Raw genomic sequence first — 19284 nt, 5'->3', positions numbered from 1 at the left:
ACCGATGACCACCCCGTTCGCCCGACGCTCGCTCCTCGCCCTGGCCTTCGCGGCGGCCGTACTGCCCGCGGCGGCGCAGCAGCGCGTGATCCACATCGTCGTGCCCTTCGGCACCGGCGCGGTGCAGGACACCGTGGCGCGTGCCTTCAACAACGAGCTCGGCGCGGCGCTCAATGCGAGCGCCATCGTCGAGAACCGCGCGGGCGCGGGCGGCACCGTGGGCGCGGCGATCGCGGCCAAGGCGCCGGCCGACGGCAACACGCTGGTGCTCGCGGCCGCGAGCCACAACATCGCGGGCTTCCTCTACAGCAAGCTGCCCTACGACCCGCTCAAGGACTTCGTGGGCGTGGCCAACATCGGCAACGCGGGCTACGTGCTCGCGGTGGCCAGCGGCATGAACGTGTCGACCACGGCCGACTTCATCAAGGAGGTCAAGGCCAACCCCGGCAAGTACAACTACGCCTCGGCCGGCAACGGCAGCGCCACGCACCTCGCGATGGCCTCGTTCCTCGCCAAGGCCGGGCTGCAGATGACGCACATCCCGACCAAGTCCACCGGCGAGGCGGTCAACGAGGTGCTCGCGGGCCGGGTGCAGGCGGTGATCTCGTCGAGCATCGGCGTGATGGGCTTCCAGAGCGATCCGCGCATGAAGCTGCTGGCCTCGACCGGCCAGTCGCGCAGCCCCTTCCTGCCGAAGCTGCCGACCGTGGCCGAGAGCGGCCTGCCCGGCTATGCCTTCGATTCGTGGATCGGCCTGCTCGCGCCGGCGGCCACGCCCAAGGCCGAGGTCGAGCGGCTCAACGCGGCCGTCAACAAGGTGATCGCCGACCCGGCGATCCAGGAACGCTTCACGCGGCTGGGCGTGGAGCCGCGCAGCCAGAGCGCCGAGGAATTCCAGAAGCTGCTGCGCGCCGACTGGGATGCGATGGGAGCGGTGGTGAAGGCCTCGGGGGCGAAGGTCGATTGACGGTAAATACAAGCTTTGGCAGATAAAAGGTAGAAATAACCCAAAACCTATAAATTGACAAAACAAGGGAGGGGCTATATCTTGAAGGCAAGATGGACTACCCCCTTCGTTTTGCCGACCAGCTCCGGGCGCATCTCCAGGCGCTGCGGAAAAAGCGCGGCCTGACGCAGGCGCAGGCCGGCAGCCTTGTCGGCGTCAGCCAGGCCCGGATCGCCGAGATCGAGGCGAATCCGGGGGCCGTCGGTTTCGAACAGTTGATGAAGCTGCTGGCGGCGCTGGGCGCGTCGATCTCGCTGCGCGACGAAGATGAGGCCCCGGTCTTCGCGGCGCCGGCGAGCGCCGAGCTTCCCGACGGCGATCGGCGCGCGAAGGATCGCAACGCGGTGCGCGCCTATGGGCGGATGCCATCGCCGGCCTCGCTGGTCGCTCAGGAACAAGGCGCCGAACCGGCGGCGGCCGCCCCGTCGCCCCCCGAACCGCACGCACCGCGCCCCGCCGCGGATGGTCCCGCGCCCACCGTCCGCGGGCGCTTCGCCGCCACGCCGAGGAAGGGCTCCTGGTGAGGCGCGCGCTCAAGGCCTGGATGAACGGCGAACTCGTCGGCACCTGGTCGGTCGATCGCGAATCCCACACCTTCCGCTACGAGCCCGCGTGGCTCGCGTCGCCGCGGCGCCGCTCGCTGTCGCTCTCGTTGCCGATCACCACGGCGCTCGAAGTCCAGGGCGAGGCGGTGCGCAACTACTTCGACAACCTGCTGCCCGACAACGAGCGGATCCGCGCGCGGCTGGGCCAGCGCTTCGGGCTCAAGAACACCAGGGTCTTCGACCTGCTCGAAGCCATCGGCCGCGACTGCGTGGGCGCGGTGCAGTTGCTGCCCGACGGCGCGGTGCCCGAAGGCTGGGACCGCGTGAACTGCGAGCCGCTGAGCGACGAGCAGGTGGCCGAGCTGCTGCGTGCCGTGCCGACCGAATCGACGCCCGAGCGGCTGCGCGACCGCGACCTGTTCCGGATCTCGCTCGCGGGCGCGCAGGAAAAGACCGCGCTGACCCGCGTCGACGGCCGCTGGTGCCGCCCGCACGGCGCCACGCCGACCACCCACATCCTCAAGCTGCCGCTGGGGCTGATCGGTGGCTCGCGGCGCGTCGATGCCTCGGACTCGGTGCAGAACGAATGGCTCTGCGCGCGGATCGTCGGCGCGCTGGGCCTGCCGGTCGCGTCGACATCCATCGCGACCTTCGGCGACCAGAAGGTGCTGGCGGTCGAGCGCTTCGACCGCGAATGGATGGCGGGCGCGAACGGCGAGCGCTGGATCGCGCGCCTGCCGCAGGAAGATTTCTGCCAGGCGATGGCGCTGCCGCCCGAGCGCAAGTACGAGCAGCACGGCGGCCCCGGCATGACCCGCTGCCTGCAACTGCTGCAGGGAAGCCGTAGCCGGGACGACGGCACGCTGTTCCTGCTCGCGCAGCTCGCCTTCTTCCTGCTGGCGGCCACCGATGGGCATGCCAAGAACTTCTCGATCCATCTGCAGCGCGGCGACGTCTACGAGATGACGCCGCTCTACGACGTGCTGTCGATGTGGCCCTACTTCGGCAACGGCGCGAGCCAGTTCCAGCCGCGCCGGGCCGAGCTGGCGATGGCCGTGCGCTCGAAGAACGCGCACTACGCGCTGCACACCATCCAGGCGCGCCATTGGTGGGGGCTCGCGATGCGCAACGGCGGCGACGACACCTGGCGCGCGATGCTCGCGATGGTCGAAACGCTCGACGAGGCGCTGGCCGAGGTCGAGGCCGTGCTGCCCGCGGACTTTCCCGCGCGGACCTGGGAGGCCGTTTCCCGCGGCATGCGTGCCGAGGCGCGGCGCTTCCTTTCGGGCGTGGCGCCCGCCGCGACGCGCTGACCCGGTCTCGTCCTCCAGCCGGATGCGCTCGCCGCGTGCCGACGTGTAGGACGCCCGTGCATTGACTTCGGCCTTTCGCGGGCGATGCTGGGAACGGGTTCCGGCTCGTAGGCCGGACCGCAGGAAGGAAGGCTTTCATGGAACAGACAACGACAACAGGCATGCCCTCGCGCCAGGGCGGAACGCAGAAGCTCTGGGTGGTGATCGGCGTGCTCGCGGTGGCGGTGGCCGCGCTCGGCGGCGCGCTGTGGCAGAAGCACCAGGGGCGGCACGGCGGCGTCACCGCCCGTGGCCCTGGCCACGGGCCCGGCGCCCGACGACTTCAAGCCCGATGCGGCGCCGCCGGCGCTTCAGCCCTTGCCGTCCGGCCCGACCGTCAACGCGACGGCGCCCGCGCCAGCGATGAGCGCCGCGCCTCAACCCGTGCCCGCCGCAGGCCCCGCGCCGTTGGCCGCCGCGCCCGAACCCGCCGCCGCCCCGCCCTGCGCGGTCTGCGGCCATGTCGAGACGGTGCGCGCCGTGCAGCGCACTCAGCGTCCGAGCGGCGTCGGCATGGTGGCCGGCGGCGTGGTCGGCGGGCTGGTGGGCAACCAGATCGGCCATGGCGGCGGCCGCACGGCCGCGACCGTGCTCGGCGCCGTCGGCGGCGGCTACGCGGGCAACGAGATCGAGAAACGCACCCACACGGTCACCGTCTACCAGGTCGGCGTGCGCATGGACAACGGCACGCTGCGCAGCGTCGAGACGCGCAGCGCGCCGCCGATCGGCAAGGCCGTCAGGCTCAAGGGCCACACGCTGAGCCCGGCCGACGGCCGCAAGTAAGCCGTTCCCCACCCCACCTGGAACCGCGCCCGGCAGACCCTGCCGGGCGCATGCTCGTTTACGAGAATATTGACGGTATATCGTTAATATATTTAAATCCGCTCCGTCCCAGCCCCGCCCATCCGGGCCCATCCAAGGAGCGAATTCGTGAGCAACCCCCGCTGGCAAGGCATCTTTCCCGCCGTCACCACCAAGTTCCATGCCGACGAGCGCATCGATGCCGAAGGCACCGCGCGCCACATCGACTTCCAGATCCGCAACGGCATCCACGGCCTCGTCACCTGCGGCTCGCTCGGCGAAGCCAGCACGCTGTCGCTCGAGGAGAAGCTGCAGGTCGCGCAGATCGCGCTCGAGGCCGCCGACGGCCGCATCCCGGTGCTGGCCAACGTGTCCGAGACCAGCACCCGCGACGCGCTGCGCTACGTCGAGGGCGGCAACAAGCTCGGCGTGGCCGGCTACATGGTCATGCCCTCGGTGATCTACGTGGCCGACGCGCGCGAAGCCATGCTCAACGTGCGCACCATCGCCAACGCGGCGCAGAAGCCGGTGATGGTCTACAACAACCCGGTGGCCTACCGCGTCGACCTCAAGCCCGAGCACATGGTCGAGCTGGCCGACTGCGAATGGATCGCGGCGATCAAGGAGAGCACCGACAACATCCGCCGCATCACCGACCTGCGCAACACGGTTGGCGACCGCTACCAGCTGTTCCTCGGCGTGGACGACCTCGCCTACGAGGGCCTGGCGCTGGGCTGCGACGGCCTGCTGGCCGGCGTGGGCTGCGCGTTCCCGCGCGAGACCGTGGCGCTGTACGACCTCATGAAGGCCGGCCAGTTCGCCGAGGCGCTCAAGCTCTACCAGTGGATGACGCCGATGCTGCACCTCGACGTCTCGACCAAGCTGGTCCAGAACCTCAAGCTCATCGACCACCTCGTGGGCGTGGGCACCGAGCACGTGCGCCGTCCGCGCCTGCCGCTGGTGGGCGCCGAGCGCGAGGCCATCGAGGCCATCGTGAAGAAGGCGCTCGCGACCCGCCCGGCCAAGTACCAGTCGGTCGCCTAAGCCCTTCGTTTGCTGCGTTTCCCCCGAGGGCGGCGCCCTCGTTTCCCCCGTACCCTCCGTGTCCCTTTATCCAGGAAGAAGCATGAAGACACCATCGAAGATGATTCCGCTGCTCGGCCTCGTGGCGCTCGCCCTCGCAACCCAGGCGAAGGCGCAGGAGCAGGTGGTCAAGATCGGCCATACCGGGCCGCTCTCCGGCCCCAATGCATTCGCGGGCAAGGACAACGAGAACGGCGTGCGCCTCGCGATCGAGGAGCTCAACGCGAAGAAGCTCGTGGTCGGCGGCAAGACGCTCAAGTTCGAACTGAAGTCGGAGGACGATGCCTGCGACGCCAAGAGCGGCGTGGCGGTGGCGCAGAAGTTCGTCGACGACAACGTCAAGTTCGTCATGGGCCCGTACTGCTCGGGCGTGGCCATCCCGGCCTCGCGCGTCTACAGCGACGGCGGCGTGCTGCTGTCGACCGTGGGCACCAACCCGAAGGTCACGCAGGGCGGCTACAAGAACCTCTACCGCATCATCGCGAGCGACAACCAGATCGGCGGCAGCATGGCCGTCTACGCGGCCAAGGTGCTCAAGGTCACCAAGGTCGGCGTGATCGACGACCGCACCGCCTTCGGCCAGGGGCTCGCCGAGGAGTTCACCAAGGAAGCGAAGAAGCAGGGCCTCACCGTGGTCGGCCAGGAGTTCACCACCGACAAGGCGGTCGACTTCACCGCCATCCTGACCAACATGAAGGCCAAGCAGCCCGAGGCGATCTTCTTCGGCGGCTACGCGCCGCAGGGCGCGCCGATGACGCGGCAGATGAAGCAGCTCGGCATCAACGCCAAGCTGCTCGGCGGCGACACGCTGTGCAGCCCCGCGATGGGCAAGCTCGGCGGCGACGCGGTCAACGACGCGGTGTTCTGCGCGCAGGGCGGCTCGATCCTCGAGAAGGCGGTCAGCGGTCCGGCCTTCAAGGAGAAGTTCAAGAAGCGCTTCGGCGCCGATGCCGATGCCTACGCGGCCTCGTACTACGACCAGGTGATGTTCATCGGCGAGTCGATGGCCAAGGCCAACTCGATCGATCCCGACAAGGTCGGCGCCGAGCTCTACAAGACCACCTACAAGGGCGTGGCCGCGACCTATGCCTACGACGACAAGGGCAACATGAAGCAGGCGCCGATCACGGTGTTCACCTTCAAGAACGCCGCGCCGACGGCGCTCGCGAGCTACTGAGTCGCGCCTCCCGCGAAGGGGCCGCGGCCCCTTCCTCCTCCTTTTCCTTCAACGCATCGCCGTCTTCAAGGAAGGCGATGCGCCCATCCCCATGCACCGCATCCAGATCATCGACTCGCACACCGGCGGCGAGCCCACCCGCCTCGTGACCGGCGGCTTTCCTGACCTCGGCCGCGGCAGCATGGCCGAGCGCCGTGCGCTGCTGGCCGAACGGCACGACCCCTGGCGCGCCGCCACCGTGCTCGAGCCGCGCGGCAGCGACGTCGTGGTCGGCGCGCTGCTGTGCGAACCGGTCGCGGCCGATGCCGCGGCCGGCGTGATCTTCTTCAACAACGCGGGCTACCTCGGCATGTGCGGCCACGGCACCATCGGCCTGGTCGCGAGTCTCGCGCACATGGGCCGCATCGGCCCCGGCGAGCACCGCATCGAAACGCCCGTGGGCACCGTCACCACCACGCTGCACGCGGACGGCGCGGTCAGCGTGCGCAACGTGCCCGCATACCGGCACCTGCGCCAGGTGGCCGTCGAACTGCCGGGCCATGGCACGGTGCGCGGCGACGTGGCCTGGGGCGGCAACTGGTTCTTCCTCGTGAGCGAGGCCGCGCACGGCCAGCGCGTGGCGAGCGACAACCTCGCCGCGCTCACCGACTACACGGCCGCGCTGCGGCGCGCGCTCGCGGCGCAGGGCATCACCGGCGCCGAGGGCGCGGAGATCGACCACATCGAACTGTTCGCCGACGACGCGGACGGCGCCGACAGCCGCAACTTCGTGCTGTGCCCCGGCAATGCCTACGATCGCTCGCCCTGCGGCACCGGCACCAGCGCCAAGATCGCCTGCCTAGCGGCCGACGGCAAGCTCGCGCCCGGCCAGGTGTGGACGCAGGCCAGCGTGATCGGCAGCCGCTTCGAGGCCAGCTACGAGCCCGCCGACGACGGCCGCGTCGTTCCCACGCTGCGCGGCCGCGCCCACATCAGCGCCGAAGCCACCCTGCTGATCGACGAGGCCGATCCCTTCGGCTGGGGCATCCGGCTCTGACGCTGCAGATGGCCGATGCGGACGCGATCGTCATCGGCGCCGGCATCGTCGGCGCCGCCTGCGCGCATGCGCTCGCGCGCGCAGGCCGTCGCGTGCGCGTGATCGATGCGCGCCGGGGCGGCGCCACCGGCGCCGGCATGGGCCATCTCGTGGCGATGGACGACAACCGCGCCGAGCTCGAACTCAGCAGCCGCTCGATCGACCTGTGGCGCGCGCTCGCGCCGCGCATGCCGGCCGACTGCGCGCACAGTGCCTGCGGCACGCTCTGGATCGCCGCCGACGACGCGGAGATGGCCGAGGCCGAACGCAAGCGCGAGCGGCTCGCCGCGCTGGGCATCGCGAGCCGGCTGCTCGACGCGAAGGCATTGGCCGCGGCCGAACCCGCATTGCGCGCCGGCCTCGCGGGCGCGCTCGAGGTGCCGGGCGACGGCATCCTCTATGCGCCGAACGCGGCGCGCTGGCTGCTCGCGGATGCGGGCGCCGCGATCGAATTCGAGCAGGCCCAGGTCGAGGCCATCGAGGACGACGGCACGCTGCTTCTGGCCGACGGCGGCCGGCGCCGCGCCGCGCAGGTCGTGCTCGCCGCCGGCCTCGAGGCGGCCGCGCTGTGCCCCGAACTGCCGCTGCGGCCCAAGAAAGGCCACCTGCTGATCACCGACCGCTATCCGGGCACCGTGCGGCACCAACTGGTCGAGCTCGGCTACGTCACCAGCGCGCACCATGCCGAGGGCGACTCGGTTGCCTTCAACGTGCAACCGCGGCCCACGGGGCAGCTGCTGGTCGGCTCCTCGCGGCAGTTCGACACCACCGATCCTGCGGTCGAGCCCGCGATGCTCGCGCGCATGCTGCGGCGCGCGATCGACTACCTGCCGGGCCTCGGCGAACTCAACGCCATCCGCAGCTGGACCGGCCTGCGCGCCGCCACGCCCGACGGCCTGCCGCTGCTGGGCGCGCATCCGTGGCGCGAGAAGTTGTGGCTCGCGCTCGGCCACGAAGGCCTGGGCGTGACCACCGCACCGGGCAGCGCCGAACTGCTGGTGGCGCTGATGACGGGCACCGCGCCGCCGTTCGATGCGCGGCCCTTCGCGCCCGGGCGGCTGCTGGAGAAAGTGGCATGAACGCCGCGCCGCAGGTCTTGTTGCAGGTCGACGGCCGTGAGGTGCGCGTCGCGGCCGGCAGCTCGGTCGCCGCCGCGCTGCGCATCGCCGACACGACGCCGGCCATGGGCGTCGCGCGCGTCTCCGTCACGGGCCAACCGCGCGCGCCCTTCTGCGGCATGGGCATCTGCCAGGAATGCCGCGTCGCCATCGACGGCCGCCGCCGCCTCGCCTGCCAGACCGTCTGCGGCGAAGGCATGCGCGTGGAGACCCTGCGATGAGCACCGACGCCGTCGGCCTCGAACACTGCGACCTGCTGATCGTCGGCGCCGGTCCCGCGGGCATGGCCGCCGCGCTGGCGGCCGCGCCCAGCGGCGCGGCCATCGTCGTGATCGACGACAACCCCGTGCCCGGCGGGCAGATCTGGCGCGATGGCCCCGGCGCCACTTTGCCGCCGGCCGCGCGCCGGCTGCGCGAGGCGCTGGCCGCCCGCGCCAACGTGCGCGTGCGCAGCGGCACGCGCGTGGTGGCCGACAGCGCGCCGCGCGAGCTGCTGCTCGAGGAGGCAGAGCGCGCCTGGCGCCTGCGCTGGGGCAGGCTCGTGCTGTGCACCGGCGCGCGCGAACGCCTGCTGCCCTTTCCGGGCTGGACCCTGCCGGGCGTGACCGGCGCGGGCGGCCTGCAGGCGCTGATCAAGGCCGGCCTGCCGGTGGCGGGCGAGCGCATCGTCGTCGCCGGCACCGGCCCGCTGCTGCTGGCAGCCGCGGCCACCGCGCGCCAGGCCGGCGCGAAGGTGCTGCGCATCGCCGAGCAGGCGGCCTTCGGTTCGGTCGCGGGCTTCGCGCTGGGGCTCGCGCGCTGGCCCGGCAAGGCAGTGCAGGCGCTGACGCTGGCCGATGCGACCTACCGCACCGGCTCGCACGTGGTCGAAGCACTGGGCACGACACGGCTCGAATCGGTGCGCCTGAACCAGGGCGGCCGCATGCGGGAGATGGCCTGCGAGCGCCTGGCCTGCGGTTTCGGCCTCGTGCCCAACACCCAGCTCGGCCAGATGCTCGGCTGCGCGCTCGCGCCCTTCGGCGACAGCGACACGCTCGCGCTGGCCGTCGACGAGCGGCAGGCCACCAGCCTGGACGGCGTCTACGCGGCCGGCGAATGCACGGGCTTCGGCGGCAGCGAACGCGCGCTCGCGCAGGGCGCCATCGCGGGCCATGCGGCCGTCGGCGACGAAAAGGCCGCACGGTTGCAATACGCCGAGCGCGCGCGCTGGAACGCCTTCGCCACGCGCCTGCACCGCAGCTTCGCGCCCGGCCCCGCGATCCGCGCGCTGGCCTGGCCCGACACGCTGGTGTGCCGCTGCGAGGACGTGCCCCTCGCGGCGCTCGCCGGCTGCGGCGGCTGGACCGACGCCAAGCTGCACCAGCGCTGCGGCATGGGGCCGTGCCAGGGGCGCGTGTGCGGCGATGCCGCGCAGTTCCTGTTCGGCTGGACGCCGCCCGCGCCGCGGCCGCCGCTGTCGCCCGTGCGCATCGCGACGCTGGCCGGCCTGGGCGCGCGCGACCCGGACTGATCCACACTACGCAGATCCGCGTCCCCGAACATCCATGGCTGCTCCGATCCCCGTCCCTGCCCCCGCGTCCGCCCCGAAGCGCCGCGCCGCCGACATGGCCTACGACGCCATCGAGACCCTGCTGTCCACGCTGCAGCTCGAGCCCGGCAGCCAGATCGTCGAGGCCGAGCTGGCCGAGCGCACCGGCCTGGGCCGCACGCCGGTGCGCGAGGCGCTGATGCGCATGGTGTCGATCGGCCTCGTCGTGCAGCAGGCGCGCCGCGGTCTGCTGGTGTCGACCATCGACCTCGCCGACCACCTCGACGTGGTGCAGACGCGCCGCGTGCTCGAGCAGCTGATCGCCACCTGCTCCGCGCGCCGCGCCACCGCGCCGCAGCGCAAGGAGATCGTGCGCTGCGCCGAGCAGATGGTGGAGGCGGCCGCGCGCGGCGACCTCGACGGCTACATGCGCGCCGACCATGCGCTCGACCTGGTGAACCACCAGGCCAGCCACAACGACTCGGCCGTCAAGGCCGTCACGCCGCTGATCGTGCAGTGCCGCCGCTTCTGGTACGCCTACCAGCACCAGGGCGAGATCGTCGAAGGCGCCAACGCCCACCTCGAACTGGCGCAGGGCATCGCCACCGGCGACGAAGCCGCCGCCACCGCGGGCGCCGACCGGCTGATGGACTACCTCGAGCGCTTCGCGCGCAAGATCATCGACCGCTAGGAGGCTGCGCCCTGGCGCTGCTGCCGCAGCACCGTCGCGCTCTCGCCGCCCTGGCCCCAGTTGTCGGGGTCGATCTCGTCGATCAGCACCGTCACGTCCTCGGGGCGCTTGCCGAGCACCTCCTGCAGCAGCCGGGTGGCGCCGGCGATCAGCGCGGCTTTCTGTTCGCGCGTGGCCGGTATTTCACGGCGCGCGAGGCGGATGGTCACGAGGGGCATGGTGGGCGGTCCGTCAGGTCGAGGAGCGCCGATTCTCGCCAGCCGGCCCCGGGGAATTCCGCGTGCATCGCGCGCACCCGCGGCGCATACTGGCCCGATGGCCGCCGCACCCCGAGCCCGTCCCGAGGATTTCTTCAGCACCGACGAATGGCAGGCGCTGACCGCGCGCTCGTCGTGGAAGGGGCTGTGGCTGGTCGCGCACTGCTGGGGCGTCATCGGCCTCGCGATGCTGGTGGGCATCGTCTGGCCATGGACCATTCCGCTGATGGTGCCGATCGTCGGCGCGCGCCAGCTCGGCCTGTTCATCCTGATGCACGACGCGGCCCATGCGGGGCTGCACCGCAACCGGCGCGTCAACGACTGGGTCGGCCACTGGCTGTGCTCGTCCACCCTGCGCGACTACCGGCCCTACCACCTGCAGCACCACCGCTTCGTGCAGCAGACCGAGGACCCCGACCTCGTGCTGTCGGCGCCGTTCCCGATCTCGCGCGCCTCGATGTGGCGCAAGGTCGTGCGCGACCTCAGCGGCCAGACCTTCTACAAGCAGCGCTTCGGCCATATCGCCGAAGGCATCCGCCGGCGCGCACCGGGCGAATCGGCGCTGAAGGCGTTCGGCCGCGAACTCGCGAAGGACCGCCGCTTCTTTCTCGCCAACGGCCTCGGGCTGCTGGCCTTCGCGCTGGCCGGCTACTGGTGGGCCTGGGCCCTGATGTGGCTGCTGCCCATGGCGACCTGGCTGCCGCTCGTGAGCCGGGTGCGCAACATCGCCGAGCATGCGCTGGTGGCGCAGAACGAGGCCGATCCGCTGCGCCAGGCGCGCACCACGCATGCCAACCTGCCCGAGCGCATCTTCATCGCGCCCTACTGGGTCAACTACCACTGCGAGCACCACATGTTCACCAGCCTGCCGTGCTGGAGCCTGCCGCAGGCGCACCGGCTGCTGCAGCGCGGTGGCACGACCGCGCGCATGGAGGTGCAGCCCGGCTACCTGAGCCTGTTGAAGCAGGCCACGGCGGCCTGAAACTTCAGCGCGTCGCGGGCCGCGCCGCCGTGGGCAGCGCGCCGCGCTGCGCATGCTGGCTCAGCCAGATGCTCGCGATCACGATCGCGATGCCCGCCACCTGCAGCGGCGACAGCCGCTGGCCCAGCAGCACCCAGCCGAGGATCACGGCCGTCACCGGGCTCAGGAAGGCCAGCGAGGCGATGGCGGCCGGCTCCAGCCGGGCCACGCCGCGGAACCACAGGATGTAGGTCAGCGCGGCGCCCACCAGGCCTAGCCAGCCGAAGCCCAGCCAGTTGGTGGCCGTGAGCGGGGGCAGCGCCGGTTCGAGCCACAGCGCCACCGGCAGCAGCAGCAGGCCGCCCGCGGTGAGCTGCCAGGCGGTGAAGGTCAGCGCCGAGACCGGCGGCTGCCAGCGCCGCGCCAGCACCGTCCCGAAGGCCATCGACACCGCACCCGCGAGCGCCGCCGCGATGCCCACCGCGTCGAGCCTGGCCTGCGGCGTGAGCACCAGCAGCGCCACGCCGCCGAAGCCCACGGCGGCCGCCACCACCGACAGCGCGCGCACCCGCGTGCCGAGCAGCGCGCTCGCGAGGAACACCACCATCAGCGGCTGCAGCGAGGTGATCGTGGCCGCCACCCCGCCCGGCAGCCGGTAGGCCGCGATGAACAGCATCGCCCACAGCAGCGAGAAATTGAGCGCGCCCAGCACCAGGATGCGGCCCCACCAGGCGCGCTCGGGCAACTGCCGCACGATGGCCAGCAGCAGCAGGCCCGCGGGCAGCGCGCGCAGCATCGCCACCGTGAGCGGGTAGTTCGCGGGCAGCAGCTCGGTGGTGACGATGTAGGTGCTGCCCCAGATCGCGGGCGCGGCGGCGGTCAGCAGGATGTCGGCGCCCCGGGCGGGAGGGCGGGCGCTGCGGTCGGTGGTGTCGGTCATGGAGGCTTGAATCTATTCAATTGACCGCTGGTTGTGAATGTCTGAATAATGAATTGATTCATTACCAATGGTTGTGGATCATGGACCATCTCACCGCCCTCCAGGTCTTCCGCACCGCCGCCACCAGCGGCAGCTTCGCGGGCGCGGCGCGACAGCTCGGCCTGTCGGCCGCCGCGGTCAGCAAGAACATCGCCGAGCTCGAGGCGCACCTGAAGGTGCGGCTCATCAACCGCACCACGCGCAGCATGAGCCTCACCGAGGCCGGCGCGGCCTACCACCAGCGGCTCTCGCGCATCCTCGACGACCTGAGCGAGGCCGACGCCGCGCTCGCGCCCATGGGCAGCAGCCCGTCGGGCGTGCTGCGGGTCAGCGCGCCGCTGACCTTCGCGCTGACCTGCATCTCGCCCGGCATCCCGGCCTTCATGGACCGTCATCCGAACCTGCGGCTCGAACTCGACCTGCAGGACGCGCGCACCGACCTGATCGGCGGCGGATACGACCTCGCGATTCGCGGCAGCGACCGGCTCGAGGACTCGAGCCTGGTGGCACGCGAGCTCACGACCATGACCCACGTGCTGTGCGGCGCGCCGGCCTACTTCGCCGCCCGTGGCCGGCCCGCGCGGCCCGAGGACCTGAAGGCCTTCGACTGCGTGCAGTTCACGCTCTCGGGCCATGCCCACAAGTGGACCTTCCGGCGCGCCGGTCGCAGCGTGGCGGTGCCGGTCGACGGGCGCTACAAGGTCAGCTCCAGCCTCGCGGTGCGCGACGCGCTGCTCGCGGGCTTCGGCCTGAGCCTGATCCCGCGCATCTACGTCGCGCAGGAACTGGCCGCGGGCCGGCTCGAGGCGGTGCTGGAGGACTGGGAGGCCGACCGCACGCCGGTCTATGCCGTCTATCCCTCGCGTCACCTGGCCGCGAAGACGCGCGCCTTCGTCGACTTCCTGCTCGAGCGCTTCGCCTCGCGCTGACCGTTGAGCAGCCGGCCGATGGGCGTGCGGCGCGCCAGCAGCTCGTAGCTCGCGAGCGCCATGATCGAAGTGGCCGCGATGTTGAGGCCCATCTTCGTGAGCGCTCCGAGCGGCGCATGGAACAGCAGGACGCCGAAGCCGACGGTGCCGAGCATGTGGACCAGGTAGACCCAGTAGGAGCTGCGCGAGAGGTAGTCGAGCACGCCGTTGCGCCGCGGCAGCCAGCGCACGAAGGCCCCGATCAGCGCCAGGCTCCAGAGCCAGCCGGCGGTGCCGTAGGCGAAGGCGATCCAGAACGCGGCATGCGGCAAGGGCGTCGTGCCGCGCGCGGCGCCCAGCAGCACGAGCGTCGCGCCGAAGAAGGCCAGGCCCGCGAGTGCCAGGACCTGGCAGCGCGCGGCGAAGCGGGCGAGCAGGTCCTGCCGCCCGTGCAGGCACAGGCCGAACATGAAGAACAGGCCGCTGTGCACCCACTCGCCCCAGGGCGGCAGGAAGGAGCCGCTCTGCGGCGCCAGGCCCGTGGGATGGAAGGACCCGGCCACGGCCAGCGGCAGCGCCAGCACCAGGACGCCCCAGGGCTGGCGTGCCAGCAGCGCGAAGCCGTGCCCGAAGCCCGCGCGCAGCCGCGCCGGCACGAAGCGGCCCAGCTTCGCGCCGGCCGAGGCCAGCACGCAGAACCAGAACAGCTGGTAGATGAACCACAGGTGCAGCGTGTTGAACGGCGAGCCGCCCGGCGGGCGCGGCGGCGCCAGCGCCGCATCGAGTCCCGGCACGCCGCGCACCGTGAGGTGGATGTAGACCATCGCGAGCAGCGTGGTCAGCACGAACAGCGGCGGCCAGAACAGCGCGAAGGGCAGGGCGAGCCGCAGCGCGCGGTTGCGCAGCATGCCGCCGGCGCCGCGCCGCTCGATCAGCAGCGCGACGAAGAAACCCGCGAGCACGAAGAACACCGGCATGCGGAAGCCGTGGATGAACAGCAGCAGCAGGTCGGCGACGCGCGAGGTCTGCGGGTCGCGCCAGGGCAGCGGCGAGGCGACGGTGAGGTGGTTGAGGGCCACGTGCAGCACGATGCCCAGCCACATCATGAGGGCGCGCAGGTTGTCGAGCGCGTGCAGACGTTGCGGGGTGGAAGGAGGGGTGTTGGCGTTGTTCATGCGGCCACTGTTGGGCCTCACGCAACGTCAGGGTCAAGCGGGGACGAGCGGGTTTTTCAGGCCGCGCGCAGCGTTGCCATGGCGCGCAGCAGCAGCTCGCGCACCGGCGGCGCGGTCACCGCCGCGGCCTGCAGCACGGGCTCGGTGGCCATGGCCTGCATCAGCCGGCCCGCGATGCCCGGGTCGTGGTCGCAGAAGGCATCGAACAGCGCGGCCCACTCGCGCGCGATCGCCTGCACGGCCGGATCGCCGGGCGTCGCGCCCTGGGCCTGCAGGGCCTCGAGTTCGCCCGAGAGCCGGCGCCAGGCCGCGTCGGGCGGCGTGCCCAGGCGCGCGAAGTCCTCGGCGTCCAGGTGGCGCAGCAGCGCGGCCATGCGCAGGCCGATGGCCTCTTCGATGTAGCCGATCAGCGCGGCCGAGGGACCGTCGTCGCGCCGCGCCACCGGCTCGCTGCGGTACATCTCGCCCCAGCGCTCGATCAGGTCGTAGTTGCCGTCCATCCACTGGCCCATCAGCGTCATCCAGCGCGCGGCCAGCGGCTGCAGCTCGAGCGCATCGGCCGGCACGCCGCGCGCCATGCGCTCGCTCACCTCGGCGATCAGCGGCGGCCACTGGTCGGCCACGGCCTTCCAGTTCGCCATCAGCGCGCGGATCTCCTCCGGGCTGAAGTAGCGGCCGTAGGTGCTCATCTGCTCGAGCGTCGCGAGCCAGTCGCCGGTGTCGGGCCGGCCGCCCTCGGCCAGCCGCTGTTCGAGCAGCGCGAGCCGCTCGCGCAGCGTGGTGGCCTGCGCGATCTGCCGGTCGAGCGCGGCGATCTGGCGCGCGACGATCGCGGGCAGCGATTCGCCGCCCGCGCCCAGCAGCCCGCCGATCTCGGCCAGCGGCAGCCCGAGCAGCCGCAGCGCCTGAATCGCGTGCAGCCGCGCGATGTCGTCGGGGCCGTAGAGCCGGTAGCCGGCCTCCGAGCGCGCCGACGGCGCGAGCAGGCCGATGGCGTCGTAGTGATGGAGCGTGCGCACCGTGAGCCCGGTGCGCCGCGCGAGTTCGCCGACCTGGAGCAGCATGGCGGCGGCGCGGGGGCTCAGTCCCCGGACGGCACCGGTTCGGGCCCGGGCCAGCCCAGCAGCTCGGCCAGCCGCTGCACCACCCAGTCGGCCTCGGCCGGCTGCAGGCCCGCCTCGGGCACCGCCAAGCCGGCGCGGATGCGCGCCAGGATCTCGCTCTCGACCGGCACCTCGGTGTGGTGCTGGATCTGCGCATGGCCCACCAGGTGGCTGGCCAGGTCCTCGCAGATCTCGTAGCGCTCGCGCACCACGCCGATGGGTTCGCGCAGCCGCTGCCGCGCGTCGGTGTAGACGGCGAAGAACGAGGGCGGGATCAGGATCTGGTTGTCGTCGGACATCGAAGGGTTATAGCCCCTGGCAGGGGCCCCTCAACGACGAAACGCGCCCGCGGGCGCGTTTGTCGGGGTTTCGCACCACCGGCCCGGCGGGCCGTGGCGGCGAAGGCCGGATCAGCCGCCCTTCTTGGCGCGCTTGCCGGGGTTCTTCTTGCTGCGCGTCGCGGTGCCGCGCTCGAGGCTGACCTTCTGGCCGCCACCGTTGCGCGGCAGGGTGAAGCCGGGCAGGGGCACGGGCTTCGGGCTGGCGAGACGGTCGGCTTCGGTACGGATTTTCTTGGGCATGGAAAGCTCGGGTAAAAGTGAAGTTCGAAGGCGTAATTAGGCCACAGCGAGGATTTTGCATGCCAGAAAGCGCAATGGGGGGAGACATGGCCCGGCCGAGGTTCGTCACGGGCTCGCTGTTGCGCCATGTCTGCGTGATGGCGGGCACCGGCGCCATCGGCCTGATCGCGGTGTTCGCGGTCGACCTGATCAACCTGTTCTACATCTCGCTGCTCGGCGAGAAGGCCATCGCCGCGGCCGTGGGTTTCGCGGGCGTGGTCGGCTTCTTCCACACCTCGCTGTGCATCGGGCTGATGATCGGCATCGCCGCCGTGGTCTCGCGCACCGTGGGCGCGGGCCGCGCGCACGATGCGCGCCGCATCGCCACCGCGAGCCTGGTGCTGATGGCGGCGATCTCGCTGGTGGCCGGCAGCGGCACCGCCTTCTTCCTCGGCCCGGCCGTGCATGCGCTGGGCGCCGAGGGCGAGACCGCGCGCTTCGCGCAGCGCTACCTCGCGATCACGGTGCACACGATGCCGCTGCTCGGGATCGGCATGGCCTGCTCGGCGCTGCTGCGCGCGGTCGGCGACGCGCGGCGCGCCATGATGGTCACCCTGGTCGGTGCCTTCGTCACCGCGGTGCTCGACCCGATCCTGATCTTCGGCTTCGGCATGGGGCTCGACGGCGCGGCCGTGAGCGCCGTGTTCTCGCGGCTGGCGCTGGCCGCGGTCGGGCTGCACGGCGTGGCGGTGCGGCACCGCATGCTGGGCCGCTTCGAGCCGAAGCAACTGGGCGCCGACGCCCGCGCGATGGCCGCGGTGGCCGGGCCGGCGGTGCTGACCAATCTCGCGACGCCGGTGAGCGCCGCCTTCGTCACCCACACCATCGCGCAGTTCGGGCCCGCGGCCGTGGCCGGCGCCGCCACCATCGACCGCGTGAGCCCGGTGGCCTTCGGGCTGGTCTATGCGCTGAGCGGCGCGGTCGGGCCGATCCTGGCGCAGAACCTCGGCGCCGGGCAGTACCGGCGCGTGCGCCAGGGGCTGCGCGACAGCCTGCTGGTCATGGGCGTGTCGGTGGCGGTGGCCTGGGCGGTGCTGGCGCTGGGGCAGGACGTCCTGATCCGGGCCTTCTCGGCCGACGGCATCTCGGCCGAGCTGATCGCGCTGTTCTGCAGCTGGCTCGCGGCCAGCTTCTTCTTCGCGGGCGGCCTGTTCGTGGCCAATGCCTCGTTCAACAACCTCGGCCATCCGCTGCTGTCGACGGTCTTCAACTGGGGCCGCGCGACCGTGGGCACGGTGCCCTTCGTCTGGTGGGGCGCGCAGTACGGCGCGGCCGGCGTGCTGATCGGGCAGGCGGTGGGCGCCTCGATCTTCGGCGTGCTCGCGGTGACGGTGGCGTTCCGGCTCGCGAACCGGCTGGCGCTGCGCGAGGACATCGCGCCGGTGCCGCCCGAAGACGCGGTGCCGGTGCTCGACGCACCGGTCGCGCCGACCTCGGCGGCCGGCGGTGCCGCGGCGCTCGCGGGCGACCTCAGAGATCCAGCAGCCGGACCTTGACGCTCTTGCCCTTGATGCGGCCGTCGTTGAGCTTGCGCGCTGCCTCGGCGGCGATGCCGCGCTCGACCGCGACGTAGGTCGAGTACTCGTTGACGTTGATCTTGCCGACCTGCTCCTTCGCATAGCCGCAGTCGCCGGTCAGCGCGCCCAGCACGTCGCCGGCGCGGATCTTCTCCTTGCGCCCGCCCACGATCTGCAGCGTGGCCATCGGCGGCGCGAGCGGCGCGCCCTTGCCGGGCGTGAGCTCGGCCAGTTCGTGCCATTCGGATTCGCGGCCCTGCAACTGCTCGATCTTTCCGACGAAGCCCATCTCGTCCATGCTCGCGAGGTTCAGCGCCAGGCCCTCGGCGCCGCCCTGCTGGCCGACGCGGCCGGTGCGGCCGATGCGGTGCACGTGCACCTCGGCATCGGGCGTCACGTCGACGTTGATCACCGCCTCGAGCTGCGCGATGTCCAGGCCGCGCGCCGCCACGTCGGTGGCCACCAGCACCGAGCAGCTGCGGTTGGCGAACTGCACCAGCACCTGGTCGCGTTCGCGCTGCTCGAGTTCGCCGAACAGCGCGAGCGCGCTGAAGCCCTGCGCCTGCAGCACGTCGACCAGGTCGCGGCACTGCTGCTTGGTGTTGCAGAAGGCCAGCGTGCTGGCCGGGCGGAAGTGGTCGAGCAGCCGGCTCACCGTGTGCAGCCGTTCGCCGTCCTTGATCTGGTACCAGCGCTGGCGGATCGCGCTGCCCGTGTGCTGGGCCTGCACCGCGATCTGCTGCGGGTCCTTCATGAACTGCTGCGCGAGCTTGGCGATGCCTTCGGGGTAGGTGGCCGAGAACAGCAGCGTCTGGCGCTCCTTCGGGCACTGGCGCGCCACGGTCACGATGTCGTCGAAGAAGCCCATGTCGAGCATGCGGTCGGCCTCGTCGAGCACCAGCGTGTTGAGCGCGTCGAGCGCGAGGTTCTCGCGCTCGAGGTGGTCCATGATCCGCCCCGGCGTGCCCACCACCACGTGGGCGCCGTGCTCCAGGCTCGCGGTCTGCCCGCGCAGCGCGACGCCGCCGCACAGCGTGACCACCTTGATGTTCTCTTCCGCGCGCGCCAGCCGGCGGATCTCGGTCGTGACCTGGTCGGCCAGCTCGCGCGTCGGGCACAGCACCATCGCCTGCACCGCGAAGCGGCGCGGATTGAGGTTGGCCAGCAGCGCCAGCGCGAAGGCGGCGGTCTTGCCGCTGCCGGTCTTGGCCTGGGCGATCAGGTCCTTGCCGAGCAGCGCGCTCGGCAGGCTCGCGGCCTGGATCGGCGTCATGCGCGCGTAGCCGAGCTGCGCCAGGTTGGCCAGCATCTGCGGCGCGAGCGACAGGGTGGCGAAATCGTCGGGGGAGGTGGTGGTCATGGCGTGGCCGCCAGCAAGCCCGGCGGAG

The 19284-nt window shown here is 71.8% G+C and carries 21 protein-coding genes; 14 read left to right on the top strand and 7 right to left on the bottom strand.

The genetic code is table 11. The features are described from left to right. Positions 1–4: 4 nt before the first annotated feature. From R0232_RS33815 to R0232_RS33765, 11 genes are all read left to right on the top strand, one after another. On the top strand, positions 5–967 hold the full coding sequence (locus R0232_RS33815) for a tripartite tricarboxylate transporter substrate-binding protein (protein WP_057593245.1): 963 nt from the start codon (positions 5–7) through the stop codon (positions 965–967). Between the two features lie 92 nt (positions 968–1059). Beyond that, positions 1060–1530, top strand: a complete 471-nt coding sequence (locus R0232_RS33810; RefSeq protein ID WP_431510831.1) for a helix-turn-helix domain-containing protein — start codon at positions 1060–1062, stop codon at positions 1528–1530. Positions 1531–1550: 20 nt separating this feature from the next. Continuing rightward, positions 1551–2864: a HipA domain-containing protein gene (locus R0232_RS33805; RefSeq protein WP_431512950.1), complete on the top strand. Its 1314-nt coding sequence runs from the start codon at positions 1551–1553 to the stop codon at positions 2862–2864. A 288-nt stretch (positions 2865–3152) separates the two neighbouring features. Next, entirely contained in the window at positions 3153–3686 is a 534-nt protein-coding gene (locus R0232_RS33800; protein ID WP_431510830.1) for a glycine zipper 2TM domain-containing protein, read from the top strand. A gap of 147 nt (positions 3687–3833) precedes the next feature. After that, positions 3834–4748 (top strand): dihydrodipicolinate synthase family protein, encoded by a 915-nt coding sequence (locus tag R0232_RS33795; RefSeq protein WP_208513061.1) that lies wholly within the window; start codon positions 3834–3836, stop codon positions 4746–4748. An 82-nt stretch (positions 4749–4830) separates the two neighbouring features. Further along, complete coding sequence (locus R0232_RS33790; protein ID WP_203203420.1) at positions 4831–5964, top strand: branched-chain amino acid ABC transporter substrate-binding protein; 1134 nt, start codon at positions 4831–4833, stop codon at positions 5962–5964. A gap of 91 nt (positions 5965–6055) precedes the next feature. After that, the gene (locus R0232_RS33785) at positions 6056–7000 is read left to right on the top strand and encodes a 4-hydroxyproline epimerase (RefSeq protein WP_431510829.1); all 945 of its coding nucleotides are present in this window, start codon (positions 6056–6058) and stop codon (positions 6998–7000) included. 8 nt (positions 7001–7008) lie between these two features. After that, positions 7009–8118, top strand: a complete 1110-nt coding sequence (locus tag R0232_RS33780) for an NAD(P)/FAD-dependent oxidoreductase (protein WP_431510828.1) — start codon at positions 7009–7011, stop codon at positions 8116–8118. Then, a complete protein-coding gene (locus tag R0232_RS33775; RefSeq protein WP_296799798.1) occupies positions 8115–8378 on the top strand; it encodes a 2Fe-2S iron-sulfur cluster-binding protein in 264 nt (87 codons plus the stop codon). Before R0232_RS33780 ends, R0232_RS33775 begins: the two co-directional genes overlap by 4 nt. Beyond that, positions 8375–9667 (top strand): FAD-dependent oxidoreductase, encoded by a 1293-nt coding sequence (locus R0232_RS33770; RefSeq protein ID WP_431510827.1) that lies wholly within the window; start codon positions 8375–8377, stop codon positions 9665–9667. Before R0232_RS33775 ends, R0232_RS33770 begins: the two co-directional genes overlap by 4 nt. A 34-nt stretch (positions 9668–9701) precedes the next feature. Further along, positions 9702–10376 (top strand): GntR family transcriptional regulator, encoded by a 675-nt coding sequence (locus R0232_RS33765; RefSeq protein ID WP_093351581.1) that lies wholly within the window; start codon positions 9702–9704, stop codon positions 10374–10376. Here R0232_RS33765 and R0232_RS33760 read toward each other — a convergent pair. Beyond that, positions 10373–10594 (bottom strand): tautomerase family protein, encoded by a 222-nt coding sequence (locus tag R0232_RS33760; protein WP_431510826.1) that lies wholly within the window; start codon positions 10592–10594, stop codon positions 10373–10375. The genes R0232_RS33765 and R0232_RS33760 overlap by 4 nt on opposite strands. A gap of 97 nt (positions 10595–10691) precedes the next feature. Between R0232_RS33760 and R0232_RS33755 the strand changes: the two genes are divergently transcribed. Continuing rightward, positions 10692–11615 carry a fatty acid desaturase family protein gene (locus R0232_RS33755; protein WP_431510825.1) on the top strand — a complete coding sequence of 308 codons (924 nt, stop codon included), beginning with the start codon at positions 10692–10694 and terminating at the stop codon, positions 11613–11615. Positions 11616–11619: 4 nt separating this feature from the next. Here the strand turns inward: R0232_RS33755 and R0232_RS33750 are convergent, their stop codons facing one another. Further along, positions 11620–12534, bottom strand: coding sequence for an EamA family transporter (locus R0232_RS33750; RefSeq protein WP_208513064.1), 915 nt, complete (start codon positions 12532–12534; stop codon positions 11620–11622). An 80-nt stretch (positions 12535–12614) separates the two neighbouring features. On the opposite strand from R0232_RS33750, the gene R0232_RS33745 reads away from it, so the two are divergent. After that, complete coding sequence (locus R0232_RS33745) at positions 12615–13502, top strand: LysR family transcriptional regulator (protein WP_398494929.1); 888 nt, start codon at positions 12615–12617, stop codon at positions 13500–13502. On the opposite strand, the gene R0232_RS33740 is transcribed toward R0232_RS33745, so the two are convergent. From R0232_RS33740 to R0232_RS33725, 4 genes are all read right to left on the bottom strand, one after another. Then, positions 13439–14656, bottom strand: a complete 1218-nt coding sequence (locus tag R0232_RS33740) for an acyltransferase family protein (protein WP_431510824.1) — start codon at positions 14654–14656, stop codon at positions 13439–13441. The two genes, R0232_RS33745 and R0232_RS33740, sit on opposite strands and share 64 nt — an antisense overlap. A 56-nt stretch (positions 14657–14712) precedes the next feature. Continuing rightward, positions 14713–15720, bottom strand: coding sequence for a MerR family transcriptional regulator (locus R0232_RS33735; RefSeq protein WP_431510823.1), 1008 nt, complete (start codon positions 15718–15720; stop codon positions 14713–14715). Between the two features lie 17 nt (positions 15721–15737). Next, entirely contained in the window at positions 15738–16058 is a 321-nt protein-coding gene (locus R0232_RS33730; protein ID WP_093351565.1) for a hypothetical protein, read from the bottom strand. Between the two features lie 111 nt (positions 16059–16169). Continuing rightward, positions 16170–16340, bottom strand: coding sequence for a hypothetical protein (locus R0232_RS33725; protein ID WP_172705803.1), 171 nt, complete (start codon positions 16338–16340; stop codon positions 16170–16172). 86 nt (positions 16341–16426) lie between these two features. Between R0232_RS33725 and R0232_RS33720 the strand changes: the two genes are divergently transcribed. Continuing rightward, on the top strand, positions 16427–17875 hold the full coding sequence (locus tag R0232_RS33720) for an MATE family efflux transporter (protein ID WP_431510822.1): 1449 nt from the start codon (positions 16427–16429) through the stop codon (positions 17873–17875). Here the strand turns inward: R0232_RS33720 and dbpA are convergent. Beyond that, on the bottom strand, positions 17850–19256 hold the full coding sequence (gene dbpA / locus R0232_RS33715; protein ID WP_431510821.1) for an ATP-dependent RNA helicase DbpA: 1407 nt from the start codon (positions 19254–19256) through the stop codon (positions 17850–17852). The two genes, R0232_RS33720 and dbpA, sit on opposite strands and share 26 nt — an antisense overlap. Positions 19257–19284: the final 28 nt, after the last annotated feature.

The sequence above is a fragment of the Variovorax sp. DAIF25 genome (assembly GCF_050711835.1).
Lineage (GTDB): Bacteria > Pseudomonadota > Gammaproteobacteria > Burkholderiales > Burkholderiaceae_C > Variovorax.
The sequence above is the reverse complement of the archived record's forward strand: the minus strand, read 5'-3'. Positions and strand labels throughout refer to the sequence as shown.